The 25,363-nt window shown below is 70.2% G+C and carries 35 protein-coding genes and 5 pseudogenes; 24 read left to right on the top strand and 16 right to left on the bottom strand.

From position 1 onward, the window contains the following. Position 1: 1 nt before the first annotated feature. Positions 2–220 carry a cellulose binding domain-containing protein gene (locus tag ABZS51_RS05095; protein WP_355436804.1) on the bottom strand — a complete coding sequence of 73 codons (219 nt, stop codon included), beginning with the start codon at positions 218–220 and terminating at the stop codon, positions 2–4. Then, entirely contained in the window at positions 139–438 is a 300-nt protein-coding gene (locus ABZS51_RS05090) for a cellulose binding domain-containing protein (RefSeq protein ID WP_355436511.1), read from the bottom strand. The genes ABZS51_RS05095 and ABZS51_RS05090 overlap by 82 nt, the downstream gene beginning before the upstream one ends. A gap of 74 nt (positions 439–512) precedes the next feature. Between ABZS51_RS05090 and ABZS51_RS05085 the strand changes: the two genes are divergently transcribed. The 5 genes from ABZS51_RS05085 (at position 513) to ABZS51_RS05065 (ending at position 2,718) form a co-directional block, all read left to right on the top strand. After that, on the top strand, positions 513–797 hold the full coding sequence (locus ABZS51_RS05085) for a hypothetical protein (protein WP_355436508.1): 285 nt from the start codon (positions 513–515) through the stop codon (positions 795–797). A gap of 28 nt (positions 798–825) precedes the next feature. Beyond that, positions 826–1,140: a hypothetical protein gene (locus ABZS51_RS05080; RefSeq protein WP_355436505.1), complete on the top strand. Its 315-nt coding sequence runs from the start codon at positions 826–828 to the stop codon at positions 1,138–1,140. 33 nt (positions 1,141–1,173) lie between these two features. Then, a complete protein-coding gene (locus ABZS51_RS05075) occupies positions 1,174–1,467 on the top strand; it encodes a DUF1330 domain-containing protein (protein ID WP_355436502.1) in 294 nt (97 codons plus the stop codon). 560 nt (positions 1,468–2,027) lie between these two features. Next, positions 2,028–2,246 carry a hypothetical protein gene (locus ABZS51_RS05070; protein ID WP_355436499.1) on the top strand — a complete coding sequence of 73 codons (219 nt, stop codon included), beginning with the start codon at positions 2,028–2,030 and terminating at the stop codon, positions 2,244–2,246. Between the two features lie 193 nt (positions 2,247–2,439). Further along, on the top strand, positions 2,440–2,718 hold the full coding sequence (locus ABZS51_RS05065) for a recombinase family protein (protein WP_355436495.1): 279 nt from the start codon (positions 2,440–2,442) through the stop codon (positions 2,716–2,718). A 578-nt stretch (positions 2,719–3,296) separates the two neighbouring features. On the opposite strand, the gene ABZS51_RS05060 is transcribed toward ABZS51_RS05065, so the two are convergent. Continuing rightward, positions 3,297–3,812, bottom strand: coding sequence for an SRPBCC family protein (locus ABZS51_RS05060; RefSeq protein WP_355436492.1), 516 nt, complete (start codon positions 3,810–3,812; stop codon positions 3,297–3,299). 142 nt (positions 3,813–3,954) lie between these two features. Here ABZS51_RS05060 and ABZS51_RS05055 point away from each other — a divergent pair, with 142 nt between their 5' ends. The 4 genes and pseudogenes from ABZS51_RS05055 (at position 3,955) to ABZS51_RS05040 (ending at position 7,537) form a co-directional block, all read left to right on the top strand. Then, positions 3,955–4,833 (top strand): LysR family transcriptional regulator, encoded by an 879-nt coding sequence (locus ABZS51_RS05055; RefSeq protein WP_355436489.1) that lies wholly within the window; start codon positions 3,955–3,957, stop codon positions 4,831–4,833. A 131-nt stretch (positions 4,834–4,964) separates the two neighbouring features. Then, positions 4,965–5,498: pseudogene (locus tag ABZS51_RS05050) on the top strand (DUF4158 domain-containing protein); the annotation flags it as partial. Positions 5,499–5,568: 70 nt separating this feature from the next. Then, positions 5,569–6,192: pseudogene (locus ABZS51_RS05045) on the top strand (Tn3 family transposase); the annotation flags it as partial. A 580-nt stretch (positions 6,193–6,772) separates the two neighbouring features. Next, entirely contained in the window at positions 6,773–7,537 is a 765-nt protein-coding gene (locus ABZS51_RS05040) for a hypothetical protein (protein ID WP_355436486.1), read from the top strand. Between the two features lie 245 nt (positions 7,538–7,782). Here ABZS51_RS05040 and ABZS51_RS05035 read toward each other — a convergent pair whose 3' ends face one another. Further along, on the bottom strand, positions 7,783–7,968 hold the full coding sequence (locus tag ABZS51_RS05035; RefSeq protein WP_355436483.1) for a hypothetical protein: 186 nt from the start codon (positions 7,966–7,968) through the stop codon (positions 7,783–7,785). Positions 7,969–8,217: 249 nt separating this feature from the next. Between ABZS51_RS05035 and ABZS51_RS05030 the strand changes: the two genes are divergently transcribed. The 4 genes and pseudogenes from ABZS51_RS05030 to ABZS51_RS05015 all read left to right on the top strand — a co-directional run. Next, a complete protein-coding gene (locus ABZS51_RS05030) occupies positions 8,218–8,637 on the top strand; it encodes a hypothetical protein (protein ID WP_355436480.1) in 420 nt (139 codons plus the stop codon). Between the two features lie 69 nt (positions 8,638–8,706). After that, the gene (locus ABZS51_RS05025; RefSeq protein ID WP_355436477.1) at positions 8,707–8,868 is read left to right on the top strand and encodes a hypothetical protein; all 162 of its coding nucleotides are present in this window, start codon (positions 8,707–8,709) and stop codon (positions 8,866–8,868) included. 27 nt (positions 8,869–8,895) lie between these two features. After that, a pseudogene (locus ABZS51_RS05020) lies at positions 8,896–9,300 on the top strand (hypothetical protein); the annotation flags it as partial. Positions 9,301–9,779: 479 nt separating this feature from the next. Next, positions 9,780–10,028: pseudogene (locus ABZS51_RS05015) on the top strand (TetR-like C-terminal domain-containing protein); the annotation flags it as partial. Positions 10,029–10,217: 189 nt separating this feature from the next. Here the strand turns inward: ABZS51_RS05015 and ABZS51_RS05010 are convergent. Next, a complete protein-coding gene (locus tag ABZS51_RS05010) occupies positions 10,218–10,454 on the bottom strand; it encodes a hypothetical protein (protein ID WP_355436474.1) in 237 nt (78 codons plus the stop codon). Positions 10,455–10,624: 170 nt separating this feature from the next. Here ABZS51_RS05010 and ABZS51_RS05005 point away from each other — a divergent pair, with 170 nt between their 5' ends. Together ABZS51_RS05005 and ABZS51_RS05000 are read left to right on the top strand one after the other, a co-directional pair. Continuing rightward, positions 10,625–13,786: a BTAD domain-containing putative transcriptional regulator gene (locus ABZS51_RS05005; RefSeq protein ID WP_355436471.1), complete on the top strand. Its 3,162-nt coding sequence runs from the start codon at positions 10,625–10,627 to the stop codon at positions 13,784–13,786. 338 nt (positions 13,787–14,124) lie between these two features. Continuing rightward, complete coding sequence (locus ABZS51_RS05000) at positions 14,125–14,310, top strand: hypothetical protein (RefSeq protein WP_355436468.1); 186 nt, start codon at positions 14,125–14,127, stop codon at positions 14,308–14,310. Between the two features lie 175 nt (positions 14,311–14,485). On the opposite strand, the gene ABZS51_RS04995 is transcribed toward ABZS51_RS05000, so the two are convergent. The 5 genes from ABZS51_RS04995 to ABZS51_RS04975 form a co-directional block, all read right to left on the bottom strand. Beyond that, positions 14,486–14,686 carry an alpha-N-acetylglucosaminidase C-terminal domain-containing protein gene (locus ABZS51_RS04995; RefSeq protein WP_355436465.1) on the bottom strand — a complete coding sequence of 67 codons (201 nt, stop codon included), beginning with the start codon at positions 14,684–14,686 and terminating at the stop codon, positions 14,486–14,488. 111 nt (positions 14,687–14,797) lie between these two features. Continuing rightward, positions 14,798–15,115 carry a TetR family transcriptional regulator C-terminal domain-containing protein gene (locus ABZS51_RS04990; RefSeq protein ID WP_355436462.1) on the bottom strand — a complete coding sequence of 106 codons (318 nt, stop codon included), beginning with the start codon at positions 15,113–15,115 and terminating at the stop codon, positions 14,798–14,800. A gap of 285 nt (positions 15,116–15,400) precedes the next feature. Further along, entirely contained in the window at positions 15,401–16,306 is a 906-nt protein-coding gene (locus ABZS51_RS04985) for an NAD(P)-dependent oxidoreductase (RefSeq protein WP_355436459.1), read from the bottom strand. Then, a complete protein-coding gene (locus tag ABZS51_RS04980; protein WP_355436456.1) occupies positions 16,303–16,701 on the bottom strand; it encodes a hypothetical protein in 399 nt (132 codons plus the stop codon). The genes ABZS51_RS04985 and ABZS51_RS04980 overlap by 4 nt, the downstream gene beginning before the upstream one ends. 1 nt (position 16,702) lies before the next feature. Further along, entirely contained in the window at positions 16,703–17,086 is a 384-nt protein-coding gene (locus ABZS51_RS04975; RefSeq protein ID WP_355436454.1) for a DUF6463 family protein, read from the bottom strand. Positions 17,087–17,155: 69 nt separating this feature from the next. On the opposite strand from ABZS51_RS04975, the gene ABZS51_RS04970 reads away from it, so the two are divergent. Then, entirely contained in the window at positions 17,156–17,755 is a 600-nt protein-coding gene (locus ABZS51_RS04970) for a helix-turn-helix domain-containing protein (RefSeq protein ID WP_355436451.1), read from the top strand. A 37-nt stretch (positions 17,756–17,792) separates the two neighbouring features. Here the strand turns inward: ABZS51_RS04970 and ABZS51_RS04965 are convergent, their stop codons facing one another. Next, entirely contained in the window at positions 17,793–18,065 is a 273-nt protein-coding gene (locus tag ABZS51_RS04965) for a winged helix-turn-helix transcriptional regulator (protein ID WP_355436447.1), read from the bottom strand. 68 nt (positions 18,066–18,133) lie between these two features. On the opposite strand from ABZS51_RS04965, the gene ABZS51_RS04960 reads away from it, so the two are divergent. Next, positions 18,134–18,676, top strand: coding sequence for a TetR/AcrR family transcriptional regulator (locus tag ABZS51_RS04960; RefSeq protein WP_355436443.1), 543 nt, complete (start codon positions 18,134–18,136; stop codon positions 18,674–18,676). Between the two features lie 117 nt (positions 18,677–18,793). On the opposite strand, the gene ABZS51_RS04955 is transcribed toward ABZS51_RS04960, so the two are convergent. Further along, the gene (locus tag ABZS51_RS04955; RefSeq protein WP_355436440.1) at positions 18,794–19,027 is read right to left on the bottom strand and encodes a hypothetical protein; all 234 of its coding nucleotides are present in this window, start codon (positions 19,025–19,027) and stop codon (positions 18,794–18,796) included. Positions 19,028–19,121: 94 nt separating this feature from the next. Here ABZS51_RS04955 and ABZS51_RS04950 point away from each other — a divergent pair, with 94 nt between their 5' ends. The 3 genes from ABZS51_RS04950 (at position 19,122) to ABZS51_RS04940 (ending at position 20,053) form a co-directional block, all read left to right on the top strand. Further along, positions 19,122–19,397, top strand: a complete 276-nt coding sequence (locus ABZS51_RS04950; RefSeq protein ID WP_355436437.1) for a hypothetical protein — start codon at positions 19,122–19,124, stop codon at positions 19,395–19,397. Positions 19,398–19,526: 129 nt separating this feature from the next. Next, positions 19,527–19,901: a tyrosine-type recombinase/integrase gene (locus ABZS51_RS04945; protein WP_355436434.1), complete on the top strand. Its 375-nt coding sequence runs from the start codon at positions 19,527–19,529 to the stop codon at positions 19,899–19,901. Next, positions 19,805–20,053, top strand: coding sequence for a tyrosine-type recombinase/integrase (locus ABZS51_RS04940; RefSeq protein ID WP_355436801.1), 249 nt, complete (start codon positions 19,805–19,807; stop codon positions 20,051–20,053). Before ABZS51_RS04945 ends, ABZS51_RS04940 begins: the two co-directional genes overlap by 97 nt. Positions 20,054–20,565: 512 nt before the next feature. Here the strand turns inward: ABZS51_RS04940 and ABZS51_RS04935 are convergent. Further along, a pseudogene (locus ABZS51_RS04935) lies at positions 20,566–20,763 on the bottom strand (DUF4082 domain-containing protein); the annotation flags it as partial. A 117-nt stretch (positions 20,764–20,880) separates the two neighbouring features. Between ABZS51_RS04935 and ABZS51_RS04930 the strand changes: the two are divergent. Then, the gene (locus ABZS51_RS04930) at positions 20,881–21,084 is read left to right on the top strand and encodes a hypothetical protein (protein ID WP_355436432.1); all 204 of its coding nucleotides are present in this window, start codon (positions 20,881–20,883) and stop codon (positions 21,082–21,084) included. Further along, positions 21,081–21,665, top strand: coding sequence for a hypothetical protein (locus ABZS51_RS04925; RefSeq protein ID WP_355436429.1), 585 nt, complete (start codon positions 21,081–21,083; stop codon positions 21,663–21,665). Before ABZS51_RS04930 ends, ABZS51_RS04925 begins: the two co-directional genes overlap by 4 nt. A gap of 22 nt (positions 21,666–21,687) precedes the next feature. Here ABZS51_RS04925 and ABZS51_RS04920 read toward each other — a convergent pair whose 3' ends face one another. The 3 genes from ABZS51_RS04920 to ABZS51_RS04910 form a co-directional block, all read right to left on the bottom strand. Further along, the gene (locus ABZS51_RS04920) at positions 21,688–22,080 is read right to left on the bottom strand and encodes a nuclear transport factor 2 family protein (protein ID WP_355436426.1); all 393 of its coding nucleotides are present in this window, start codon (positions 22,078–22,080) and stop codon (positions 21,688–21,690) included. Then, on the bottom strand, positions 22,070–22,648 hold the full coding sequence (locus tag ABZS51_RS04915; protein ID WP_355436423.1) for a TetR/AcrR family transcriptional regulator: 579 nt from the start codon (positions 22,646–22,648) through the stop codon (positions 22,070–22,072). The genes ABZS51_RS04920 and ABZS51_RS04915 overlap by 11 nt, the downstream gene beginning before the upstream one ends. Before the next feature lie 116 nt (positions 22,649–22,764). Further along, positions 22,765–22,968 carry a hypothetical protein gene (locus ABZS51_RS04910; protein WP_355436421.1) on the bottom strand — a complete coding sequence of 68 codons (204 nt, stop codon included), beginning with the start codon at positions 22,966–22,968 and terminating at the stop codon, positions 22,765–22,767. Positions 22,969–23,346: 378 nt separating this feature from the next. On the opposite strand from ABZS51_RS04910, the gene ABZS51_RS04905 reads away from it, so the two are divergent. Next, the gene (locus ABZS51_RS04905; protein WP_355436419.1) at positions 23,347–23,574 is read left to right on the top strand and encodes a hypothetical protein; all 228 of its coding nucleotides are present in this window, start codon (positions 23,347–23,349) and stop codon (positions 23,572–23,574) included. Positions 23,575–23,941: 367 nt separating this feature from the next. Then, a complete protein-coding gene (locus ABZS51_RS04900) occupies positions 23,942–25,162 on the top strand; it encodes a riboflavin synthase (protein WP_355436417.1) in 1,221 nt (406 codons plus the stop codon). The last annotated feature ends 201 nt before the right edge of the window (positions 25,163–25,363 follow it).

Genomic DNA, 25,363 nt, shown 5'->3' with positions numbered 1-25,363 from the left:
GTCATCCGCTGACGCAGGGCGAATCGTTGAGCCGGAAAGAGCCCGGCGGATCGTTGGCGGTGCCGGACCTGCTGGCGAGGAAGCCGAATTCCACGCTGCCGCCGTTGGCGGGGATGGTCGCGCTCCATCCGGCGTTGGTCACGGTGGCGTCCGCGCCACTCTGGACGTAGGTGCCGTTCCATGACTGGGTGAGCTTCTGGCCGTTGGCGAACGACCCCAGCCGAGCTTCCAGCCCTGAACGGGGCTGCCCGCCTGGTTGGTGATCTTCACACTGCCCTGGAAGCCGCCCTGCCACTGGTTGACGACCTTGCAGGTGACCTTGCAGGACGCGTCCGGCGTGGGGGTGGGCGTCGGGTCGGGGTCGGAGCCGCCCGGCGGAATGACGATGGTGCTGACGGAGTTGGCCGGGAAGGTGCCGGTGAAGCCCTTCGAATCCACCTGTACGTCGGCGGCATGCCGTCTGGGCCGTCATCGAGCTGCGCAGCACGACGCCCCTGGTCGATGTGCGGGCGGTGCGGCACCCGGCGGTCGCCGTCGCGAACCTCGTCATGTTCGTGCTCACGCTCATCACCCGGTACGCGCAGACGCCGCACGGCGCCGGCTACCTCTTCGGGCTGACGACCTTCGTCGCCGGGCTGGTCCTCATCCCGTTCTCGGTGCTGGGGTGCGTCGCCGGCAAGCTCACGCCGCGGGTCCGGACGCGGATCGCCGACCCCCTGCTCCTGGCCGGCAGCGCCGTCGTGGTCGGCGGCGGGTGCCCCGGAATGAAACTGCGCTGGGAAGTGTGCCATCATTAATCGTCACTTCGACGTTAAGGGGTACGCCATGCTGTTCGTCCTCGGCCAGAGCGTTCACCCTGTTCGCGGCGGCCCGGTCGGACCTGGCCGAATGGCGCTCGACGTCTCGCTCTTGGGGGTGACGGCCAGGATGACGCCGGGCATCGCGGCCGAGAAGTGTCGTCCGCAGCGTCGGGTACTCCCTGGGCAGCGCCATCGGCGGCCTGATCCTCGCCCCGGCCACCTCTTTCCCGACGACAGCGCCTACACCACCGCGGCGCTGGTCGGCATCGGCGCCATGGCGATCACGACGCCGACAAGCCTCGCTCTCGCCCGCCCACGCTCGTCCGAGACCAACCCGTAAGTCAGATGCACTCATCACAACACTGGAGGTTCCATGCCCAAGGGCTACTGGGTCAGCGTCTACCGCACCATTTCAGACCCTGAGAAGCTGGCTGCCTACAACAAGCTGGCCCGTGCGGCCGTCGCGGCCGGGGGCGGTCGGACCCTCGTCCGTGGCGGTCGGGTCGTGGCGCATGACGCCGGAATCGCCGAGCGCACCGTCCTGGTCGAGTTCGACAGCTTCGAGCAGGCCGTCGCGGCGCACGAGAGTGCGGCCTATCAGGAGGCGCTGGCCGCCCTCTCCGACGGCGTCGAGCGCGACTTCCGCATCGTCGAAGGCATCGACTGACCGAGGTCCAGTCGGATCTTCACTGAAGATCCACCATCTTGGTTTTCGCTGGGGCGGCTGCTGGTGTGGCGGGGTTCGTAGGTGCTCGCGCTGGTCGTGGGCGGCTGTCTTCGGTCTTGATCGTCTGTCAGCGGTCGAGTTCGAGGTTCGTCAGGACGAGCAGGGCGCGGAGCAGGACGATCCGGCCCGCCGGCAGGGACCGCCACCGCGATCTGATCACCTTCAGGTGCTTGCGCAGCAGGTCGGTGACGTATTGCCGACGCCATGGACCAGCGCCGTAGCCAGATCACCCTCTGAAATCTCATGCAAACGTTGGGAAGGATTCCCATGTCGGAGATCAAGCCTCACACGATCGACATCCGACAACGCCAAGGCGCTCGGCCTGGGCGGGGAGCCCGTCCATTCGTCCTGGCGAACCGGCTTCCACCAGCAGGCCTGAACTGTTCCGCACTCCCGGTCCAGGAAGTTCTGTTACTGCCTCCACTGCTCGGCCAGCGATACCCCGGGCAGAGGCTTGCCGATGAGAGCCGGCGGGAGGCAGGAAGAAGCAGACCTGGCCGATGGCCATGATCAGCGTGGCGAGCGCCCTGTCGTCGTACTGCTCGGACGCCCTGGCGTACAGCTCGTCGGAGACTCGCTCGCCGCTGCGGGTGGGCATCACCGATGTGGTACGCCAGGCGCTGGAGCTCACCCTCTCCGTCCGGCTCGCCCGCGAAGAGGACATCTCGCTGGGCCTGGGTTCCCTCGGCACGGTCCGACCATGCATCGATCAGAAGTGAACTGGGGCCCGTCATGAACCATCGGCGAGGGAGTGCGCAGATGTGCGGCGGCTCCCATGCGTCCGATGGAGGTTCCCTCAACGGACATGTGCCGCCGCAGACAGGCCGAGACGCCGACCAGCCCGGCAAGCGTCTCATAAGAGTGGTCCGGTGATCTGTACGGTGAGGGGAGGCTGAACGTACATTTCGGAAGGTGACCGTCACGCTGAGCTACGCCCGTTGCTCCACCGACGAACAGGACCTCACCGCCCAGCGCGCCATCCTGCTCAAGCTCGGCGTCACCGACGAGCGTATCTACCTCGACCATGGCCTCACCGGCACCAACCGCGCCCGGCCCGGCCTCGACCGGGCCCTGGCCGCCGTCCGCTCCGGTGACACCCTGGCCGTCCCCAAGCTCGCCCGGCTCGCTCGCTCCGTCCCCGACGGCCGCGACAGGGCGGCAGCTGGCTGCTTTCGACCGTGCGCATGGTGATCCTGGGCTGTCGTTGATCCTGGGACGGTAACAGCAGGATGGGCGGTATGAGGAGATCTGACCGGCTTCTTCTCGCGCCCCTGCCCCACTTGGAGGCGTTGAACTGACTCCCATTGACCGTTGTGGGATACCAGCCCGACCACCCGCCCCGGCCGCAACGCCGACATGCTGGCCTCGCTGCAGGCCACCTGCATGCGCGACCTGCTGAAAGCCGACCAACCGCCATCACCGACACTGGGCATGAGGAGCCTTCCCATGAGCAAGTTCGCCGGCACCGCCCGCTACTACCGGCTGTATCGGCCCGGCATCCCAGCCGAGGCCGTCCAGCCCCTGGCCGCCGAGGCAAGCCCGCCTGGCACCGGTACGCCGGCTGCTGGACCTGGCCGCGGGAACCGGGCAGGTGCCCGCGGCTCTGTACGAAACCTTCGCCGAGATCGACGCCTTTCCGAGACAGCCGATCTTGATGTTGCCAGGAGGGGTTCGCTCCTCGTGCTCGACGTCCCCAAGGTTCACTCCAGGAACAGTGATCGGCGCTGGGAATGATCTTGATTGCTGGACCTGTGGCCGAAGGCCCCTGATCAGATGGTGGCTACCCGGGTCTCCGCGGCGGTCTTGATCGAGCCGAGCCAGCGCGTCAGCTCGGCGTGCAGCTTCGCGCTGTTGTAGAAGAGCCCGAGCAGGGTTCCGGCCATCGACTCCTCGGTTCGCAGGAGCGTGGTGCCGTCCTCACGGGTGGTGATGACGTGGCGGTGCGCGGCGCGCGAGCCCATCGCACTGCCGGTCCAGGTGACCTCGCGGAGCGGCTCGACGACGGCGAAGCGTGAGGCGATGGAGGTGCGGCCGTTGACCCAGGTGAACCGTGTGTCCACGGTGACGTCGCCGTCGCCGGCAATGCGCACGTCGTGGATGGCCGGGTCGAATGCCGACCAGTCGGCGGGGTTGGCGAGCAGGGCCCAGATGCGCTCGGCAGGTGCGTCGATCACCACCTCGTGCGTGGATCGGATGGGCGCGGCCTCGTCGATCCGGTGCCGCTTGGCGTAGTTCTCGTGCAGCTCGTCGAGCGACGGTCCGCGGTAACGCATCTCCTGAAACATTCGAGGGGCTCCTTCGCGGGCCTGGTTCAGGCCGTTCAGCAGGGATGAGGCGTCCCACTCTCGCCTGCGGGCTGGTCCCGATCAACGACGAGTCCGATAACCTGCTATTAACCGAACGCTTAAAGATCAGGACAAAAGGCCCGTGGAGCTCCGCGATATCGAGATCTTTCTGGCGCTGGCCGAGGAACTGCACTTCAGCCGCACCGCCGAACGCCTCCACGTCACCCCGGCCCGCGTCAGCCAGTCGATCAAGAAGACCGAACGCCGGATCGGCGTGCCCTTGTTCGACCGCACCAGCCGCGTTGTGGGGCTCACCGCTGCCGGGCAGCGGCTCTACCAGTCCCTGCGGCCCGCCTACCAGCAGATCGTCGATGGGGTCGAGGACGTGTCGGTCTCCGCCGGCGACATCAGCGGCACCCTCACCCTGGGCACCATGGGACCTCAGGGCTGGATGATCAACGGCATCGTCGAACGGTTCCAGGCCAGGCACCCGACCGCCCGGCTCGTGCACTGCGAACTCAACGTCGTCGACCCGCTCACACCCCTGCGGGAGGGCACGATCGACGTGGCCCACCTGTGGCTGCCGATCCGCGAACCCGACATCACCGTCGGACCGATCACCCACACCTCACCAGTCGTCCTGGCCATGGCCGCCACCCACACCTACGCCAACCGCGACTCGGTCAGCCTGGAGGACTACGGCGACCTGACCTTCATGACGCCCCAGTCACCGATCCCGGCGTCCATGGAGGAAGCCTTCCAACCCTTCCGCACCCCGTCAGGCCGCCTCATCGCCCGCGGCCCGACCGTCTCCAACTGGGAGGACGAGCTCAAGGCGACCGCCACCGGACAGGCCGTCGCCGCCGCTGCCGCCGAGGCCGCCCGCTTCTACGCCCGACCCGACGTGGTCTACATCCCCGTCCGCGACGCCCCACCCATCCGATGGGCCTTCGCCTGGCTCACCGCCAACGCCAATCCCCTGATAGGCGCCCTCACCGGCGCCGCTACCGACGAAGCCTGAGACGACGCGGCCGCGGCTGCCAACGGCCGCCGGGAGCTTGTAACTCGTAGGGCTCCTAGAGGGATACGGGTGTGAGTAGTTGCGGTACAGGAAATCCCGGTGAGAACGATCATGGTCGGCTAGCACACCGGATGCGGCTGCTGCTGGGGTTCGCGGAAAGCCGCCGGTTGCTCGCCGCTGCCGGCACGGTCCGGCTCGTGCCGGTGGAGTTTCTGACTGATGAGCAGGCGGAGGCGTACGGGACGTTCACCGCGGTGCCCACGCGTCCGGAGCTGGAGCAGTTCTTCCTGAACGATGACAACCGGGATCTGATCCCGCGGCGTCGTACGGATGCGCACCGTCTCGGTATGGCGGTGCAGATCTGCACGGTCCGATACATCGGCCGGTTCCTGGGCGAGGATCCGCTCGCGGTGCCGTGGGAGGTCGTGGAGTACCTCGCCGGGCAGCTCGGCATCGAGGACTCCTCGTGCGTGAAGCGGTACCCCGAGCGCAGGTCGACGGTGTACGAGCACGCGGATGAAATCCAGGAGCGGTTCAAGTACCGGGACTTTACCGACCGGAAGTGGGGCCGGGAGTTCCGGAGCCTCCTGTACGGGCGGGCGTGGACGCACGCCGAGGGGCCGGTGGCGCTGTTCAACCACGCGGTGACGTGGCTGCGCAAGAACCGCGTGCTGCTGCACGGGGGTCTCGGTGCTGGCCCGGCAGGTGTCGGAGGCCCGTACGGTGGCCGAGCGTCAGGTCGCCGGGACCGGCGCGATGGTCGTACGCGGCACCCCGCGCGACAGCCTCTACACCCTGGACACTCTGCTGAACCTCGACGGCGGGGTGAAGCCGGAGATGGTCGCCACCGACAACGCCTCCTACTCCGACATGGCGTCCGACCTCTACAAGATGCTCGGCTTCCGCTTCGCCCCGCGCTTCCGTGACCTGAACGACCGGCGGTTCTGGCGCGCGGACCTGCCCGACGGCGACGAACCGTCGGGATACGGGCCGCTGGACGCAGTGGCCTGCAACAAGGTCAACCTCAAGCGGATCGTCACGCACTGGCCGGACATGCTCAGCGTCGCCGGATCGCTGATCACCAACCAGGTGCGCGCGTACGACCTGCTGCGGATGTTCGGCCGCGAGGGCCACCCGACCCCGCTGGGGGCCGCGTTCGCCGAGTACGGCCGGATCGACAAGACCATGCACCTGCTCGCCGTGGTCGACCCGGTCGACGACACCTACCGGCGGCTGATGAACCGGCAGCTCACCGTGCAGGAGTCCCGCCACCGCCTGGCCCGTGCAATCTGCCACGGCGGCCGGGGCCAGATCCGCCCGGCGTACCGCGAGGGCCAGGAGGACCAGCTCGCCGCGCTGGCGCGTCGGCACGTCTCCCGCAAGCCGCTGACGCCGAAGCAAATCGACACGTCCCTGGTGACCCCGGTCTGGAAGCGGCCGGTGTTCGACAACCCCGAACTGGCCAAGGGCGCGGTGGACCGCGACGCATACGTGGTGTACGTCCTGGAGGGGCTGTTTCGGGCACTCCAGGTCCGGGATGTGTTCGCCACGCCGTCGCTGCGGTGGGCCGACCCGCGCCAGGTCGTGCATGCGCGTGGAGATGTCGGCCAGGTGCACATAGGCATCCAAGAAGAACGGCAAGCTCAAGGGCAAGCAACCCAAACTGCCCGAACCCGCACGGCGCTCCATCCGCCGCCGATACGCCGAGGGCGAGGTGTCCCTGGCCGACCTGGCCACCGAGTACAGCGTCGGACGCTCCGCCATCCACCGCATCATCCACGGCCCAGAAACCACCAGGTAGAGCGATCACACGCCGAAGCCCGACGGCACAACTTCGCATAAGATCATTCTCACCGCCAACGGCTGTTCCTAAGTTCCTCAACCCCGTAATATCGCACGCACGAGCCGCCTCCCTTCTGGGTGACGATCACGTCACTGGATGTCCGTTGTCTCAGCCACCGACGCATCATCAGCCCATGGTCGAGAAGAACTCGAAGTGTTGGTGCGAGCGGTGAAGCCTTCATCAATCGTCGTAGGCGTGCTGGTTCTCGTAGCGATTCCGACGTTGATGTGGATGCTCGGCCCGGGCGCCACGTGGGTGCTGGAGCACCTCGACCACGCCACTGTTTTCGCCGAGGATAAGGATCGGGCTGCCGCGCTGGCGGCGATCCGAGGAAACGTCTTGGCGGTGGCCACCGGCCTGGCCGCGCTGCTGGCCGTGTTCTACACCGCCCGCAACGCCGACACCGCCCGGCGCACCTTTCAACTCGGCGAGCGCGGCCATGACACCGACCGCTTCAGCAAGGCGGTCGAGCAGCTCGGCAGCGGCCAGGCCCCGGTCCGCCTGGGCGGCCTGTACGCGCTGGAGCAGCTCGCCCAGAACAACCCCAGGCTGAGGCAGACCGTCGTGGACGTCATCTGCGCCTACCTGCGGATGCCATGGACACCACCGCGCGAGGAAGACCGGCGGCAGCAGATCCGAGCTGCCCAGCGTGCCGCCCGCACACGATCGCCTAGCCGTGCTGAAGCGCGGGCCGGCCGCGACCCGGACGAGGAACGGCAGGTCCGGCTGACCGCTCAACGCCTCCTCGCTGACCACCTGCGCTGGCGCAAACGCCGCTGGTGGCAGCGCCCCTCCGAGCAGGTCCTTTTCAACGTGAGCCGCGACAGCACGAGTGCGATCAGTGCTGCAAGGGTGACCTGACCACGAGCGTCGATCATCGCCAGGCGCCTGCAACTTGACGGTGTCAGGCGTGAACTCCGATTAGGAGCTGTTTCTTAGATCTGCTGACGGTGTGCGCCTGGCGAGCGGCCCTTCCTGGTGGCTTTTGCCGGGCCCGGGAGCGGGGCTGGGGAGCGGGTGGCCGCGTATGCGGCGGCGCTGAGGGCGGCCGGGACGTGCGCGCCGAGCCCGGCTCCGGTGACGAGCAGGCTCGGCCGCGAACGGGGTCAGGTCGTCGCCCCGGCCGGGCAGGGCGAGCAGCACGCCTTGCCGTCGGCCGCCACGCCCAGCTTCTCGGCCAGGGCGTCGGGGTCGACCTCGGTGGTTCTTACGAGCAGCTGGTAGGCGGTTCCTCCTCTGCGCCCAGCCCCACCGCGTTCAGTGCGTGCCGCAACCACCCGATCCAGATTCACGCAACCATTGGAGACGGGGAGCTGCCGCCCGGGCCGCCTGAGCCCGGGTGGGACTCACCATTTCACCATACCATGAAGTACGGTATGGTGAAATGAGCCGTCACCGTACGGCGACAGTGTGGTCTGCAACTACAGGCTGGAGGCAAGATGTTGGACAGCCGATCATGGGGCGCGACCGAGGCGGAATGCACGGCGTCCTACCCATGCGATCGTCAGATAAAAGAACCCTGCCAGACTTATCACCGGGCCGTGGACGTCGACGCTTCGGTCCCGTTGACGTTCCGATGGCTGTGCCAACTGACCACCGGCGACTACACCTACGGCCGGATGCGGCGGTGCAGCCGCACGCTCACGCCCGGCGCCGACCAGCTCGCCGTTGGGCAGCGTTTCCTGATCTTCCAGATCTCCGATTTCGCGAAGGACGACCACCTGACAGGGGTGATCCTTCCTTCGGCCCAGCGCCTTTACGGAACACTCGCTGTCACCTACCGCGTGGTGCCGCGACAGCCCGGTTTCAGCCGCTTGGTGGTACGGCTCAACGTGCTCGGCGACCGTGGCCTCACCCGCTGGGTGCAGGGTCCGCTCGCCTTCGCCGACACGATCATCACGCGCAAACAACTGCTGAATCTCAAAGCCCTCGCCGAGCGGGACGAAAGGGCGCGGTCATAGCGTGGGCGTTCCTGGGCGAGCAGTTGCCGGTGGACCGGTTGCCGGAGAGGATGGCCTCATCGACAAGGGGTGTCGTCGTATGCCGGCCCCGCCTGTCCGGTGGCGGTGGCGCTGGTCTGCGTCCTGGCCGCCTGCTCCGCGCCGGATCCGGCCGCGACCCGGCGGCTGACGCCCGTCCCGGCCGTCGTGCCCGAGGAGGCCGTGTCGCGGCCCCGGTCGTACGGCCTGTGAAGCGGTCGTACGGCCTGTGAAGCGGTCGTGCGGCCGGTGAAGAGCGACTGCGCCGGGGCGAGCGCCCGGGACTTCGACGGAGACGGCCGCGACGACATCGCTCTCGGCTACCTGGGCGCCACCGGCCAGGTGCACGTCCTGGCGGCGGGCACGGTCATCGCCGTCCCCACGCCGCCGGGCGACAGGATGAAGGGCTTCGGCTGGCCGGGGTCAACCGCGACCGGTGCGCCGACCTGCTCGTCGGCACCCGGACCATCCCCGTGGCGGGCAGAGGGGGGCGGGCGCGGTGTACGTCCTGTACGGCGGAGCCGCCGCCCCACCGGGGAAGCTCGCTCGCCCGTGCCGCAGGAGGATGCGGGCTTCGGCGAGTCCGTCGCCGCCTACGGCGACCTCGTCGCGATCGGCGCGCCTGGCGAGAGTCCGGGAGGCGCGGTCTACCTGTTCAGGAAGGGCTCGTTTGTCCGCCGCATCGCCCAGGACACGCGCGGCGTGCCCGGCAACTCCGAGTTCGACGACCACTTCGGCGACCGCCTCGCCCTCGGCCCCCTGGCCGGCGGCGGCGTGGGCCTCGCGATCGGCGTCACCCGGGAGTTCCAGGACGGCCCCGGCCGGCCGCCAGGGCATCGACGTCCAGGGCGACGACGCGCCCCTCGGCGCGGTGACGGTCCTGCGCGACGTCACGACCGCGAGGCTCGCCGGAGTACGCCTCACGCCGCCCGAGGACGAGGACGACAACCCCCGCCCCGGCTTCGGCGACAGCCTGGTGTACGTCCCTCGTACCGGTCTGGCCGCGTTCACGCCGGAATGCGGCCGGCTGCGCTTCTACGACCTCCGCCTCGCCTCCCCGTTCGATGCAGGAGAGCGCGGCCAGCGTGCGCGAGTAAGGGACGGAATGTGGCGAGCTCGCCGATCCGGTGTTCAAGGCGCCGATCCGGGCGCCGAACACCGAAATCATTCACGACCGCAGCCTGGCCGCCCAATACCGCGAGAAGCTGGCCGGCCCGGACGACAAGGCGAAGAAGGCCCGACTGCGCAGCGGGCAGCGGGCCGACCAGATCGCCGCGGACACCGACCTCGATCTGGCTCTGGAGCTGCTGTACGCCCCTCTCTACCAGTGCTGGCTGCTGCGCTCCGGCCCGCTGGCCCTCGAGTACGCCGACGCCCTCGCCGCCTCTTCCTCGAGGCCATGGGACCCGCGGCTCGACCTTGACGTGAGGTCGACGTTCTCACTCGAGTCGTGCGGTGCTGCTCGGGGTTTCGACCCGGACGGCATGCTGCTGCCGCCCTGCGTGCTGCGAGTCATCCCGTCCAGCCGATGCCCTGTGTCTCGCACCACGTGTTCCGGTGGGCTATTTCAGGACCCAAAGTGCCCAGAACGGGCTGTCCCAGCTGCAGTCCCAGTATTCGCCGTCCCCGGAGTACCTGTAGCCCGCTGCCTCGCACTGCGCGAGGGTCCTGTGGACGCTCTTGATGTGGCCGGCCTTGAGCTGCGCCACATCCGCGCTCGCGGACGCGCTGGTGCCGAGTGTCGCAGCCATCGCCAGGGCGGTCGCCGGGACCACCACGCTCATGATCTTGTGCAGCATGGAGAACCTGCCTTTGCTCGATTACCAAAAGAGCGTCGCAGCCAAGGCTTCCGTAACTCTTCTCCGTCGCTTCCGGCCGACTTCGCACACGCCTGTCCCGCGCCACCTCTTCCCGTCACCTCGCAGCGCCGCGATCTTCGGTCGGTCCCATCGCAAAGGAAACGGAGGACATGAAGGGCCACTGGGGGACTGAAGCACGGTTCGCACTTCTCGGGCCGGTGTCGGTCGACGGATCTGACGGGCCGATCGTGCTGGGCTCGCCGAAGCAGCGGACCGTCCTCGCCGCGCTGTTGCTCAACGTCAACAGCACGGTGTCGGACGACCGGCTCGTCGCCCTGACCTGGGGCGCGCAGCCGCCGCGCACCGCGATCACGCGTTTACGGGTGTACGTCCACGAGTTGCGGGCCGTTCTGGGCAAGGATCGTATCCGCCGCCTGGGCGCGGGCTACCGGATTCGCGCGGAGGACGGCGAGCTCGACCTGGAGCTGTTCGAGCGGCACAGAACCGCGGCCCGTGCCTACGCCGAGGCGGGCCGCCACGCCGACGCGGTGCCGCGGTTGCGCGCGGCAGCGGCGCTGTGGCGCGGGCCCGCGCTGGCCGGGACCAGCGCCACACTGATCGAGCAGGAACGCCCAGGCCTTGAGGATCGGCGGGTGTGCGCCCTGGAGGAGCTCTATGACTCGGAGCTGGCGTTGGGACGGCACGCTGAGGTCGTCGGCGAACTGCACACGGCGGTGATCGAATACCCACTGCACGAACGGCTGTTGGGACAACTCATGCTGGCCTTGCATCGATGCGAGCGCCGCGCCGACGCGCTGGCCGTCTACCGCGACGCGCGGCAGCGGCTGGTGGATGAGCTGGGGATCGAGCCCGGCCAGGCACTGCGGCGATTGCACCAGCAGCTTCTGACCGACGAACCGGGCAGCCCGGCGAAGGGCGTAGGACCGGACGCTCCTTCCGAGCGGCCGCCCCTTCCGCCGCCGCCCGAGCCGGTGGCATCGCCGACCATGCCCGTGGCTGCGCGGCCGGCGGAGTTGCCCAGGGACGTGCGCGGGTTCATCGCCCGCGAGGCCGAGCTGGCGTGGCTGGAGGAGTGCTTGGGCGGCGGCGACGGCGTGTGCGTGCTCAGCGGAACGGCTGGGATGGGCAAGACGGCGCTCGCACTGCACTGGGCGCACCAGGCCGCGGACCGTTTCCCCGACGGCCAGCTCTACATCGATCTTCGCGGCTACGATCCCGACCATGAGCCGCTGACCACCGCGGTCGCGCTGACCCGGCTGCTGGTCTCGCTCGGTGTCGATCCCGACCAGGCGCCGGGCGGCTTCGAGGCCCGGCTCGGTCTCTACCGCTCCCTGCTGGCGAGGCGCTCGTTCCTGCTGTTGCTGGACAACGCTCGCTCCGCGGCCCAGGTCGAGCCGCTCCTGCCCCCGGCCGGCGCGGTGCTCGTGACCAGCAGGCACCGGCTGAGTGAGCTGGTGGTGTACGCGGGGGCCAGGCAGCGCTCACTCGGCCCGCTGCCCGTCGAGAGCGGCCGGGCGCTGGTGGACAGGGTGCTGGGGCCGGCCGGCAGTACGGCCGAGTCGGCCCGGCGGGGCGAGATGGTACGCCTGTGCGGCGGGTTGCCGCTCGCGCTTCGCATCGCCGCGGCGAACGCCGCCGTCAGGCCCGAGGACGGCGCCGCGACGGTCGTGGCGGAGTTGGCCGCCGGCAACGTGCTGGCGGGACTGACTGTGGACGGCGCCGGGCGCAACGCTGTCACCCTCGCCTTCTCCGTCTCCTACCGTGCGCTTGCCCCGGCCGATCAACGGGTCTTCCGCCTCCTCGGGCTGGTACCCGGTCCTGATCACACTGTGGCGGCGACGGCGGCGGTCTGCGGTCTTCCCCAGGTCGAGGCACGCGCCTCGCTTGATGCGCTGGCCGCCGCGCACCTCCTCGAACACCACGCCATCGGCCGGTATCGCTTCCACGACCTGGTCCGGCTCTACGCCGCGGCGCAGGCCGGGCGCGATCCCGAACGTGAGGCGGCGTGGAACCGCCTGCTCGGCCATTGCCTGGAAGTCGGCGGCGCCATCGCCGCGCGGGGAGGGCTCGACGAGTTCCGGTTCTCCGGCTCGGAGCCGCTCGCGGATATTCGTGCCGAACCGCTGTCCCACGCGGCCGCCGACGTGCTCAATCTGATGGCGGCGCTGAGGCGGGCGATCGAGAGCGACCCAGGCCCCGAGGCGTGGCGCCTGGCCGACCTGGTCCGCGTCATCTGCACCCGCACCGGCCGACTGAGCGAGTGGCTGGAGATCGCGCCGTCCCTGCTGGAGGCGGCCTCCGGCCACGAGGTGCCGACCGTCCACGCCATGCTGCACACCAGCATGGGGGAGGCGCTCTTCCGCATCGGCTGCCGTGAGGACGCCATCGGGCACCTGGAGCAGGGCGCCCGCATCTCCCTGGAGGCCGACGGCCGGGAGGGTGAGGCGGCGGCCAGGGTCCAGCTGAGCTTCGCGCATACGTGGACGGGCCGCCTCTCTGAGGCCATGGCCGACACGGCTCGGGCCGCGCGGCTCTTCCACGAGCTCGGCTCCATATCCGGGCAGAACCACACCCTCAATGCTCTCGCCAACCACCACTTCCATCTGGGCCGGCTCGACCTGGCCGAGCAGTACGGCAGGCAGGCTCTCGCGCTGAGCCGGCGGCACAGGCTCGTCTACGCCGAGGGGGCCGATCTGCGGAATCTCGGGGCAGTTCTGCTCGTCCAAGGACGATACGGCGAGGCTGAGAACTGCTTGCGGGAGTCGGCCGACTTGCTCGCCTCACTCGGCGGCCACGGCATCGCCACCACCCACACCTGGATCAGCCGACTGCACTGGGAGCGCGGCCGGTGGAAGCAGTCGCGAGAGGCGGCGCTGCTGGCGGTCGACCTGGCCCGCGGCCACAGGGACCGGCTGGTGGAGGCGGCGGCACTGGTCGCCCTGGCCGACGCCGGGCTCCCAATAGGCCTGACCGCCGAGGCCGAGGACAGCCTGAACCTGGCCGACGAGCTCATCACCGTGGCTGACCTGCGTTGGCACTTGGCGTACTCGCTGGCCGCACGTGCCCGGCTGCGCTCCGTCCTGGGCGATCACGAGGGCGCCGTCCACCACGCGTTGAAGGGCCGTGACGTGTCGATCGAGGCTTCGTTCCGGCTGCCGGAGCTGGCGGCGCTCACGGAGCTGGCCGTTCTGGAACGGCGACGCGGCGAGCACGAGGCGGCGGCGCGCATGGCCGCGCAGGCCCTCCGGCTGTGCCGGGAGATCGGCCACGCGCCATGCGAAGACAAACTGGTGCCGTTCCTGCAGGCTTGACCGCAGGTAACCGCCGACCGGACCAATGGTCCGGAGCAGGCCGCCGCGGCGACTGCGACGCAAGCCGCCAGCACGGCTGCCCGCGTCGCCGCGTACCGGTCATGGGCTCCTGGTGCTGTGACCGGAAACGATCACCGGGTTGGCGTGCTGGGCGATCCGCCCGCCTGGGGCAGGTCGATGAGGACACCATCCGCGATGTGATCCACCCTGCAACGAGATCGGGCTGGCCCGCCTGGACCCTGAGTGGTGCGGGAGGCCGTCCCCGCCTGCTCAGCCCTGCCGACGTAGACTTCGTCGCCTAGGCGTCCACCACGCGACCTGCCAAGCTCGGCCAGCTCTTGACCCGGTGGTCGATCCGCAAAGTCCTCGACGATCTGTGGCACCTGCCCGGCCGCGCCTTCACTTCTGGACCGGGGGCGTTACGCACCCTGCTGGCCCGCCGGGGAATCACCTTCCAGCGCACCAAGACCTGGAAAGGCTCGCTCGACCCGGACTTCGACGCCAAACTCGACCGCATCGAATAGGCGCTGATGCACCGGTCCGTGCACACCTTCGCCTTCGACGAAGCAGTCGGCATCCGTCCCACCGCTGGCGCGGGGTGGGAACTCGCGGGCGAGCCGGACCGGCTGCCGGCCACCTACCGCCGCACCCACGGCGTCACCCGGACCGTGCGGTCAGCCTGTCGTGGCGGCCGGGCCTCTATCGTGGAAGGCCCGCTTCAGCTGCGACAGCAGCGCGGGCTCGGTTGGCGAGAACCTGCCTGGCCACGTCGGCGTCGTCGTGATGGAGGGTTTCCTCGCGCTGGACGTCGCATGCGGCCCGCAGCAGGGCGCTCAGGGCCTGTTGCACCTGGGCCGGCCGCCGGTAGCTGATCTGGCGGGGGCGAAGGGGGAGGCACATTCGGAATCCAGCGACGGCTGGGCGCGCCTGGTGGCGGATCAGCCCTGGCCGGCAGGAGCGCCGTATCTGGATCCAGGACCGGATCCGGGCGCTGGCCCTCGCGCCTTCGGGCTACCGGCCCAGCATGCCCCTGAACAGTTCCCGAACTCCCAACCGGATGCCCTCCTCAGCCAGCTCAGGCCCAGCCCCGGCCAGGGCGTCGAACATCACACCTTCCAGGAAGGCCACCGTCTGCCGGCCGTGCCGGGCCGGATCCGGTGAGCCGAGCGCGGTGAACATCGCCATCACCGGCTCGCGGAGCCGACGGCCCACCGCGTCGTAAAGTTCGCGTAGGCCCGGGTGCCGAGTGGCCTCCATTGCCAGCTCGTAGCGAGCGATGCTCTGGCGACGCTCGGACGTGAGCCTGACGTGGAGCGTCCTGGCGGTCATCGCGGCGCTTCGATGGCCGTGCCCTTCCGCACGCGCGTCGTGCCTACGGCCCGGGTGAGCAGGTCATCCTGCTATCAGCCAGTCTGGCCGCCCGTAGTCCTGTGGGGGTCGAGCGCGGCGAGACAGTTCGCTTCTCCGCTGAGAGGTTCATGTGGGTGCGAGGAACCTCGTCCTCCACGCGATGGAGCTGAAGCCGACCCGGCGGAGGGTCGCTGCGGCCTCCCGCGGCGTCATGAAGCCGGCTCAGGAGCTTGTCCTGAGCCGGCCCGCTTGTGTGTGGGCCCATCAGGCGGCCAGGCCCTCCCTGTAGGACGGGTAGGTAGGCGTCCAGCCGAACTCGCTCTTGGCCAGGTCGGTGCTCAGCCGCAGCCGCGTCCCCACCATGAGGGCGTGCATGTACGGCGTCACCCGCAGCAGCCCACCGGGCACCGTCAGCGGGACGGGCCCACCGGCGGCCCTGGCCAGCCCCTTGACGTACTCGTCGAACCGGACCGGATGATCGTCTGCGATGTTGTAGGCCCGTCCGGGCTTGCCGCGTTCCAGGGCCGCCAGCGTGGCGGAGGCGGCGTCCTCGATGTGGATCAGGGAGACGGTCCCCGCCGGACGCGGGACGGGCAGCATCCGCTTCCTGGTCATCTCCAGCAGCTTCGTGGTGGTGGGCTCCGGGCCGTAGAACATGCCGTAGCGCAGGGAGATGCCGCCGATGGCGAAGACCTGCTCCTCGTTGGCGCGCATCGAGCGCATGTGCGGGTCGAACGCGCCCTGGCCGGGTTCGGCGAACGGGCGGTCCTCGGTCACCGGTTCCTCGCCGTGGTCGCGGTAGCCGTACCCGAGGAAGAACGACTGCGTCAGGAACCGGTGCGCGCCGACCAGGCCGGCGGCCTCGACGAGGTGCGCGGTGCCGCGCTCGCGCAGGGCGTCGGTGGCGTACAGGGCGCGGTGGAACAGCGGCAGGCCGGTGATCGCGGTGGCCTGGTGGACGACGGCGTCCGCCCGCACGCCATCGACCGCGGTCAGCAGCGCGTCCCGGTCCATCACGTCCGCGACGACAGCGGTCGCACCCGCCTCGGTGAGCCGCCGCACCCCGGCGGCGGACCTCGTGATGCCACACACCTCGTGGCCGGCGGCGAGCAGCCGGCGAACCAGGACCGAGCCCAGCGTGCCGGTCGCGCCGGCGAGCAGGACGTTCACGCGCTTACCTCCTCGCCCGTACGGCGGACCCGCCCCGCAAGGGCGCGCCGCCTGGCCATCAGCCCGGCCGCCGCCACCATGGAGAACACCAGCAGCAGCCACGGATCGGAGGTACGGCCGCCCAGGTCGAGGTCGGCGGCATGGTTGTACGCGTGGAGCGTGTTGGTGACGACGAAGCCGCCCAGCACCAGGGTGACGACGTCACGCCACCACAGCGCCGCCACGAGCATCAGCCCGATGCCCATCTGGAACACCCCGGCGTCGTGCAGGAAGTGCACATGGTTCGGCCAGCCGGCCCAGGTTGCGAAGCCGGCCGGGTCGAACCGTGCCCACCCGCCGGTGACCAGCATCGACGCCGCGGCCAGTACGAGGACGGTCCTGATGAGGTTGCTCATGTCAGACCTTGGTGCTCTCGTCGGCCCTGAGGGGCTCGTGGGCCGCCAGAAGGGCCAGCACGCCGATGGCCACCGGGTACCAGCCGAGTTGGGCGGGCACCCGGTCCGTGGTGCGGACGAGGTGCCGGGACAAGGTGCCGAGGGCGAGCAGGGCGATGCCTGCGGCGAGGAACCAGACGCTGGCCTCGCGGGCGAAGTAGGCGCCGGGCTCGAGGTCGACGAGAGCGCGGACGAAGCCGTCCGCCGCGAGGGCGGCCCAGGCGTTGGGCTTGACGAACGCCCACACGAAGTGCACCAGGGCGATGGCGATGAGCAGCCTGGGGATCCAGCGGGTCAGCGCGGTCACGGGAGGCTTCCCGTCCTGTCGGCCGTGTCGTGATCTCATGCTGCCGACCATACCGTACCTAATGGTACGGCTCAGGAGGGGGCATACCTTCCAGTACGCGGTCTGGGCATGGTGTCCAAGCGTGAATGGCTGGAGGCCGGGCTCGCCATCGCGACCCGGGACGGCATCAAGGCACTGACCATCGAGCGGTTGTGCGCCGGCCTCGGTCTCACCAAGGGCTCCTTCTACCACCACTTCAAGGGCATCCGCGGCTACAAGTCCGACCTGCTCGCGCATATCGAGGCCAAGCACACCGGCCGCTTCATCGCCGGCGCGGAGGCCGCCGGCGCGAGCGGCCACGACAAGATCCAGCACCTCCTCGACCTGGTGCTGGAGGCCCACGCGGACAGCCGCGACCAGGAGACCGCCGTACGCGCCTTGCAGGAACGCGTCGACGCCATGCGCGTGGACTACCTGCGCTCACTGTGGCTGGAACTCGGTGGCTCGCCGCGCGACGCCGAGCCCTATCGCGAAGATCCTGTCCCTGATCCTGGTCGGCGCGCAATAGGTCGTTCCGCCTGCCCCGGCCGACGATCTGCGCGATGCCTACACGCCAGCCCTGCGCTCCGCCTCTTCCGGCTGATCGGCTCCCGGCATGCTACTCCGGCCCGGCGGCCCCGCTCTGGCGGTGGGTGGACGTGCGGTGCCGATACTCCTTCTCGGGCATGATGCCGCTACGCCTGGCCAGCACCCTGGTCCCAGGCCCCTAGGCGGCGCCTGGACCTGGCAGGGCAGTCACGTCGGCGGTGGTCACAGAATTCCCGCACGTCGAACAGCAGACCTGCGGCGTGATTTCCGCACCACATTCGTTGTGCACCAGGCGCACCGGCGGACCGCCCGCCGGTGTCGCCCATTTGTCGCCCCAGGCCATCAGTGCCATCAGCACAGGCACGAGTTCGCGGCCAGCCTCGGTGAGGTGGTACTCATGCCGCAGCGGTCGCGGGAGGCCCCCGTCCTGTCGGCCGTGTTGTGATCTCATGCCACCGACCATACCATACCTTATGGTATATTCCGAGCGTGTGTCATACTGTCTGGTACGGTACGGTCATGGCGTCCAAGCGTGAATGGCTGGAGGCCGGGCTCGCCATCGCGACCCGGGACGGCATCAAGGCACTGACCATCGAGCGGTTGTGCGCCGGCCTCGGTCTCACCAAGGGCTCCTTCTACCACCACTTCAAGGGCATCCGCGGCTACAAGTCCGACCTGCTCGCGCATATCGAGGCCAAGCACACCGGCCGCTTCATCGCCGGCGCGGAGGCCGCCGGCGCGAGCGGCCACGACAAGATCCAGCACCTCCTCGACCTGGTGCTGGAGGCTCACGCGGACAGCCGCGACCAGGAGACCGCCGTACGCGCCTGGGCCCGGCAGGACGCCGACGTCCACGCCTTCCAGGAACGCGTCGACGCCATGCGCGTGGACTACCTGCGCTCACTGTGGCTGGAACTAGGCGGCCGGCCGGACGAGGCGGAGCGCATGGCCACGCTCCTCTACCTGATCCTGGTCGGCGCGCAGCAGGTCGTCCCGCCCGTCCCGGCCGAGGAACTGCGCGGCGTCTACGCCCTGGCGCTGCGCTCCGCCGCACCCTGCTGATGGTCTCCGGTTTCATGGCATGACCACGAGCGAGATCGTCCGCCGGGCCTGGCCGACGCTCGCTCGTATCGGTACTCGTGGTACTGATATGCGCCTGGGGCGCAGAGGAAGCAGGACTCATCGCCAGGGCCATGCCACCGTCCCCACGATCAGGTCGGCGGTCAGCCTCCAGGGACCGTCCGGCCCGTCGAAGGCCGGCGTGTCCGGTTCGGGGAGACCGGTGAGCGCGTGACCCAGCCGGACGTCGACGCCCTCCAGCGCACCGATCAGCAGGTCGTGGAGGTCGGCGCAGTGCAGGGCGAAGGCCGGTACGCCCATGCGGTGCTCGAACTCCTCGACCTTCCCCCGCATCAGCCAGCGTCCTGAAGGCACCCGCAGCCCGGCCGCCCGCGGCGACGCCGATGACTCCTCCTGCATATCTGCGATAGCTGTGCGAGGACCGGCGTTGGCGACGGGGCACCGGCTCACCCCCCGCCCCGGTGCGCCCGCCCTCGGGGCGGCCGTCGAGGCCTTCCTGACTACGATCGACAACGCCAACACGAAGCGCGCGTACGCGATCGCGCTGCACGCCCTAGCCGCCGAGTCCGGCGCCGACGCGCCGCTGACCGCGCTGGAGGGCAAGGCCGGCGCCGACCGCCTGGCCACCACCGGCCGCTGGGGCGGCACGGCCGCGGCCACCTTTAACGCCCGCCTGGACGCACTCGGCTCCGCCTGCGCCTGATGGCGCGACCAGGACTGGCTGACTGGCGACCCGATCCGCCGCGTCCGCCGCCGCGCCCGCACTCCGGACCGCACCAAGGCCCTCGACCGCGCCCTCATCGAGGCCCTGCTCACCAGGCAGAACCTCACCTTGCGCGAGCGCACCCTGTTCCGTCTCCTGTACGAATCGGCGGCCCGGGCTGAGGAGGTCCTCGCCCTCGACGTCGCCGACCTCGACCTGCGTAACCGGCGCGCCCGTGTGCGGCGCAAGGGCGGTGCGGTCGACGTCATCGTCTGGCAGACGCCCACCGCCCGGCTGCTGCCCCGTCTGCTGGACGGCCGCCGCGCTGGCCCGGTGTTCCTCACCGGCCGGCGCGCCCGCGTCGCGCTGCCGCCGTCCGACGTCGATGCCGCTCCGGCTGAGCCCGGCTGTCCTACCGCCGGGCTGCCGAGCTGTTCGAGACCGCGACCGCCGATCCGCCCGGCGGCCCGTGGACGCTGCACCAGCTACGCCACAGCGCCCTGACTCACGCCGCCGAAGACGGCGCCAACACCTCCACCCTGCCGGCCTACTCCGGCCACACCTCCGTCGCCTCGCTGGCCCGCTACGCCCGCGACTCCCCAGAGGCGCTGTCCCGCTGGCAGCAAAGCCGCGACCCCGCCGCCCGCCGCCGCTGAACCGGCGAGGTCGTCTTCGGCCTTCGGGGCTCGGTGTTCAGGAGGAGGTGGGGCTGTCGATCAGCGGTGACGGCGGGGGCGCCCGGTTGCCGGTGATCCGAGGTCCCCGGCGCGCCCCCGGCGCCTTTGACGAGCCAGCGCCCCTTCAACAGCCGACCGCACACCCTTCTGCATATCAACCCCAGCCCGACCTCGTGAAGGAACACGCTGCGGGGCGGCCGCGCACGGCTGGGAACGCGTTCAAGGCGGGGCGAACAGGGGCGAAATCAACCGGTGCATGAGGGGTGCATTACTTCAGGCCGGATAGCGTTCTGGCAGGCCAGAGCTTCAGGTCGGGGGGCAAGGAGTCATTGGCCGGCGGCTGCTGCACTCGGGGGAGGCAGCGGCCGCACCTTGACGGGGCCGGGCTGCTGGGCTGCAGCTGCCCGGCCCCGTCAAGCTCTGCCGGTCCGGCCCCGTCAAGCTCCGCCGTGGCGCGCACGCCAGCTTGGGGCGGCGGCGTGCATACGTGCCTAGCTGGCGTCGAAGAGCACGTAGACCCAGTAGTTGGTGGCCTGGTAGGTGCTGGTGGGGTAGGTGTTCGTCGCTCCGTAGGTGTACACGCCGTTGCCGCCGGAGACGCCGCCGTTCTCCGGTGCGGTCAGCGGGTGGTTGCTGTGGGCGTTGAAGAATCCCTGCAGCGTGTAGGAGAAGTGTCCCGACGGCGCGAAATAGGAGGCGACACTGAGCCACTATGCCACGTCATGCTAACTATAGGGAATTGCAGCCTTACGGTAGGTTAGCGAAGCGTTCGACCCGTCTCTGTGTCTGGACGCAATGACGTACCGGTGGCCGAACGCGACGTCAACGAGGTGCAGCTCGACGGGCTGCGCAACCTGGGCTACCTGCTGGGTTTCGAGGGGATGGGGGCGGAGAGCGTCCCGCTGGACTGGTCGCGGACGCCGCGCCGTACCTGCTCGCCCTGTCTCCCGAGCCGGTCGCGCGGATTCCTGGCGACCACCGCGCGCCGGCGGCGGCGCGGGCGGTGGTGACGCTGGCACGGGGCATCAGCGCGCACGTGCTCGCCCCCGCGGTCGAGCACGTGGCGCAGGTCGCCACCCTGCGCGGCTGGGAGGTGCGGCTGGCGCACGGCCCGCTGCTGGCCCCTGGCCCCGCCGGACGGGTACGCGTCCCGCTTGCCGCCCCCGAGGACGAACCCGCGCTCTCCCTCGGCCCCCGCGTGCAGGAACTGCTGCTGCCCGCCGTGACGCTCCCCGCGGAGGCCAAGGCGGAGGAGGTGGTGGAGGCCTTCGGCCAGGAGCCGTCGATCACCAGCGTGATCCTGGTGGACGAGTACCAGCGCCCGAAGGGCAGCCTCGACCGCAGCCGCTTCCTGCTGTCGTTCGCCGCCCGCTACGGCCACGCGCTGCACGGCGCCAAGCCCGCCAGGCGGCTGGCCGACGCGCCGCGCACGGTGCCGAGGGCGACCCCGGCCGTCGCCGCCATGCGGGCGGCGGGCCGGGACTCCGGCCGCGTCTACGACGACCTGGTGGTCATCGATGAGCTCAACCGCTGCCTCGGCATCGTGCGGATCTCGGACCTGATCCGACAGGTGACGGCCCTCAGGGAGTGAGGGTCGGCAAGGAGCGGCGGAGTCAGGGGGCCAGGGCGCGCCTCCACTCGGCGGTGTCGGTGATCTGAACGAAGTTCACGATCAGGCCGTCGCGCAGGGTCAGGTCGTGGGCGAAGGCGGCCTCGAAGGGGCGCCCGGTCGCTCTGACCGTGCCGCGGTAGTGGCCGAGGACCACGCACCGGTCCGGCCCCGACCACACGTACTCCTCGGGCACCGGGGCGGTCTGGTAGGTGCGGATGATCACGCTCCAGCAGCCGCGCAGCGCGCCGAGCGGGCCCTTGTGCTCGCCTCCCACATCCAGCGGCATGCCGGTGCTGACCTTCAGGACGAGGTCGGGGTGCAGGGGGGCTAGGAGCGCGTCGGTGTCGCCCGCGGCGAAGGCCGCGTAGAGGCGCTCGACAGTTTTAGAGGTCATTCTCTAAAACTACCGCGAGCGCCGCGACCTCCGCCAACCGGGCCGCCCGTTCGGGGATGGTCCCGCCTCTCGACAGGTGCCGCCGGACGGCCGCGAGCGGGATGTCCACCAGCGCGAAGACGACGCGCTCCAGGTCGGTGTGGCCGCGCTCGGCCAGCCGCCCCATCGCCGCGAACGAGGCCACGTTGAGCTGTGACAGCTCCTCTCCCAGCTCATCCGGCCAGGCCAGGCGCAGGTTCTCGACGTGGTAACGGAGCAGCAACCTGGCCTCCTCGGGGTGCGCGGCCGACCATCGGACGGTGTGGGCCGCCGCACGCCGCACCGCCTCGGCCAGGTCGTCGGCCTCGACGGCGGCCAGGAAGCCCTCCTGGAAGCGGCGGACCGTCCTGATCCACAGGCGGGCGAGCAGCAGGTCGCGCGAGGCGTAGCGGTGGTAGATCGAGCCGCTGGGCGCGCCCAGCCTGGCGGCGACGGCGGTGACCGTCACCGCGTCCTGCCCGCTCTCGGCGGCGACGGTCGCGGCTGCGTCGAGGATCTGGTCGGCGTCGAACTTCGCTGGTCTGGCCACGCCTGCACGGTAGCGACTCCGCGCGCACCCCGGACAACACGCCCCGCCGTGAACAGGGCCTCCCGCTCGCGGTCACCGGAATCCGCACCTTCGCGGGCGGCCGGCTGGACCCATGGTCACCGCCAGACCGTGGCCACCTCAGTGGCGTACGACTTCAGGCTGCGGGCAGGGCGGCCGGTCACCTCGCTCACGGTTCCGGTGACGAGACCGTTCACGCCTTCCCTGATCAGCCGGAACAGGCCGGTCTGCCAGGTGACCGTGTACTCGGCGGCGCCCGCGCCGCGCATCGACTCGGCGAACGCCTCCGGCGTCAGCGGCACATAGCGCAGCGTGCGGCCGGTCGCCGCGCCGATCTGCTCCAGCGCCTGGCCGTGGGTGAGGGCCTCCGGCCCGGTCAGGGTGTGGACGGTCCCGGCGTGTCCCTCCTCGGTCAGCGCGTGTGCCTCCCGTCGACGCCGTCCAGCGCGGGCCCCCAGGTTGCCCGGTCCGACCAGTCGAAGCGAGCGGGCTCCACGCCGGCACCGGCCCCCGCCGAAGGATGGCGGCTGGCCGCCCGTACCGCGACATCCCGCGCGGCCAACGCCGCGACAAGCGGCGCACCCGTGTTCCCCGTAGCCCAAATGACCAGGACTCGCATCAGTTGCCTCTTTTACAACGATCGACTGCCTTCACGCTAGAAATCGGGAGGCGGGGAGTCGATGCGCAGTTTGTGGGTGTCGATCGGCCGCCCCGACATCGTCGTCCCCGCGCACGAGCTCAACGGCCAGCCGGGCGCCATCTTCCGCGACCGGGACGGCAAGGTGCTCCACACCTTCGCGCTCGACATCCTCGACGGGCAGATCCAGGCGATCCGCGCGGTGATCAATCCCGACAAGCTCGGGCACCTGGGTCCGGTGGCGGACGCCTGGGCATCGACCGCGAAGTAAGTCCGCGAGGTAACGCCGACCAGCGGCTCGCCGCCGGCTACGACCTGGTCTTCCTCGTCGCTGCCGGGCTGGGCTCGGCCATCGCAGTGGTCGGCCTGCTGCTCCCGCCGCACCGGCGGGCCTGACCGCCGCCGCGCTCACCCCGAGGCCGGACGGTTGATCTTGGCTGCTGTTGGGTGATATAGGTGATATTGGTGCGATTCCAAGGTGTGGCGGTGAGAGCCCGCCGGTTCCGCTGATCGCGGCGGGACGACTCGGTGAGATTCCGGGCCACGCGGTGACACCCCGCCACCTCTCGGGCCTTGTGACGGCCCCTGGTTCTCCGTGCGGTGAGGAACGTCCTCCCGCTGTCGAGAGGTGGTGTTGCATGTTCACCGGACACATCCAGGAAGTCGGCACGGTGGTGGCCGTCGACCAGTCTCGTATCGCGGTCAGAGCGCCCAAGGCCGCCGCGAGCGGGCTGGACTCGATCTGCCTGAACGGCGTCGGGCTGATCGTCGTCCGTGCCGAGCACGGGATGGACGTACTGGAAGCCAGGCTCTCGGCCGAGACCCGCCGCAGATCGACCCTCGACCAGATCCGGCCTGGCACGCGGGTCAACGTGGAGGGGCCCTTGGCGCTGGGCTACCCGCTGGGTGGTCACCTGGTCCAGGGCGCCGTGGACGCCGTGGGCAAGGTCGTGAGAGTCGACGACGAGGGCGCCACGCGGCGGCTGTGGATCAAGCCGCCGGAGCGCTTGGTCCCGCTGGCTGTGGCGAAGGGGCAGATCGCGGTCGACGGTGTCAGCCTGACCGTCGCCGAGGTGGCCCGCGACCGGTTCTCGGTGGTGCTGATCCCCGGGACGTTGCAGGCGACCGCGCTGGCGGAGCTGTCGGCCGGCGACCGTGTGAACCTGGAGTCGGATCTGCTCACCCGCCTGGTGCGGCGCTGGCCGTCCGATTCGGGGCGGGCGGTGAGCGAGGTGGTCGCGGCGCTGCCGTGGGCCGGACGGGTCTCGGGCGGGCAAGGCGTGCAGAAGGCGCTGGCGCAACTGGCGTCCGGAGGAGCCGTGGTCATCTGGGACCCCGACCGGGAAGGCGAGGGCGATGTGGTGTTCGCGGGGGCGCGGCTGCGCCCGGAGGCGTTCACCTTCCTGCTCACCCAGGCGTGCGGCCATTCGACCGTGCCGTGCGCGCCCGAGGTCCTCGACCGTCTGGAGATCGGGCCCATCCCCGGCCCCGGTGATCGGCACGGCACCCGGCCGCACGTGCCGGTGGATCTGGCCGCCGGGACCGGCACCGGGGTGTCGGCGGCCGAACGTGCCGCGACCGTACGCCGCCTGGCCCACCCGGACGCCAGGCCTGCCGACTTCCTCGGGCCCGGCCACGTCTTCCCGCTGGCCGCACGCCCGGGAGGTCTCGCCGAACGCGCCGGCCACACCGAGGCCACCGTCGCCATGTGCGTGGCGGCCGGGCTGCCGCCCGTCGGGGTGTGCTGCGAGGTCATGAACCCCGACGGGGCCATGGCGAAGGCCGCCGACCTGGAGATCGCCGCGCTGCGCTGGGGCCTGCCCATGCTCGGCGTGGACGACCTCAGAAAGCACCTGTGATCGGAGGCGCCGCCTGCGAGCGGTTCGTACAAGACCGGGCTGCGTCGCGCGGATGAGACTGCGGGCATGAGCGAGAACACCTTCACCCCCGCCTTGGGTCGGTTCGCCATGCGCGGGCGGTGGCCCGGCCGATCCCGGTGCCGGCTCCGGTGACGGCGACGATCCTGCTGCTCTGCGGTGTGATGCTGTCCATGCCGGTCA

Origin of the sequence: Nonomuraea sp. NPDC005501 (genome assembly GCF_040605905.1) — a bacterium.
GTDB lineage: Bacteria > Actinomycetota > Actinomycetes > Streptosporangiales > Streptosporangiaceae > Nonomuraea.
The sequence above is the reverse complement of the archived record's forward strand: the minus strand, read 5'-3'. Positions and strand labels throughout refer to the sequence as shown.

Bases quoted from the DNA above. Each gene is read 5' to 3' on its own strand.
- ABZS51_RS05080 (WP_355436505.1), top strand. From the start codon at position 826: ATGCTGTTCGTCCTCGGCCAGAGCGTTCACCCTGTTCGCGGCGGCCCG.
- ABZS51_RS05075 (WP_355436502.1), top strand. From the start codon at position 1,174: ATGCCCAAGGGCTACTGGGTCAGCGTCTACCGCACCATTTCAGACCCT.
- ABZS51_RS05070 (WP_355436499.1), top strand. From the start codon at position 2,028: ATGGCCATGATCAGCGTGGCGAGCGCCCTGTCGTCGTACTGCTCGGAC.
- ABZS51_RS05060 (WP_355436492.1), bottom strand. From the start codon at position 3,812: ATGTTTCAGGAGATGCGTTACCGCGGACCGTCGCTCGACGAGCTGCAC.
- ABZS51_RS05040 (WP_355436486.1), top strand. From the start codon at position 6,773: ATGTCCGTTGTCTCAGCCACCGACGCATCATCAGCCCATGGTCGAGAA.
- ABZS51_RS05010 (WP_355436474.1), bottom strand. From the start codon at position 10,454: ATGCTGCACAAGATCATGAGCGTGGTGGTCCCGGCGACCGCCCTGGCG.
- ABZS51_RS05005 (WP_355436471.1), top strand. From the start codon at position 10,625: ATGAAGGGCCACTGGGGGACTGAAGCACGGTTCGCACTTCTCGGGCCG.
- ABZS51_RS04995 (WP_355436465.1), bottom strand. From the start codon at position 14,686: ATGTGCCTCCCCCTTCGCCCCCGCCAGATCAGCTACCGGCGGCCGGCC.
- ABZS51_RS04990 (WP_355436462.1), bottom strand. From the start codon at position 15,115: ATGACCGCCAGGACGCTCCACGTCAGGCTCACGTCCGAGCGTCGCCAG.
- ABZS51_RS04980 (WP_355436456.1), bottom strand. From the start codon at position 16,701: ATGAGCAACCTCATCAGGACCGTCCTCGTACTGGCCGCGGCGTCGATG.
- ABZS51_RS04975 (WP_355436454.1), bottom strand. From the start codon at position 17,086: ATGAGATCACGACACGGCCGACAGGACGGGAAGCCTCCCGTGACCGCG.
- ABZS51_RS04970 (WP_355436451.1), top strand. From the start codon at position 17,156: ATGGTGTCCAAGCGTGAATGGCTGGAGGCCGGGCTCGCCATCGCGACC.
- ABZS51_RS04965 (WP_355436447.1), bottom strand. From the start codon at position 18,065: ATGAGATCACAACACGGCCGACAGGACGGGGGCCTCCCGCGACCGCTG.
- ABZS51_RS04960 (WP_355436443.1), top strand. From the start codon at position 18,134: ATGGCGTCCAAGCGTGAATGGCTGGAGGCCGGGCTCGCCATCGCGACC.
- ABZS51_RS04955 (WP_355436440.1), bottom strand. From the start codon at position 19,027: ATGCGGGGGAAGGTCGAGGAGTTCGAGCACCGCATGGGCGTACCGGCC.
- ABZS51_RS04920 (WP_355436426.1), bottom strand. From the start codon at position 22,080: ATGACCTCTAAAACTGTCGAGCGCCTCTACGCGGCCTTCGCCGCGGGC.
- ABZS51_RS04905 (WP_355436419.1), top strand. From the start codon at position 23,347: ATGCGCAGTTTGTGGGTGTCGATCGGCCGCCCCGACATCGTCGTCCCC.
- ABZS51_RS04900 (WP_355436417.1), top strand. From the start codon at position 23,942: ATGTTCACCGGACACATCCAGGAAGTCGGCACGGTGGTGGCCGTCGAC.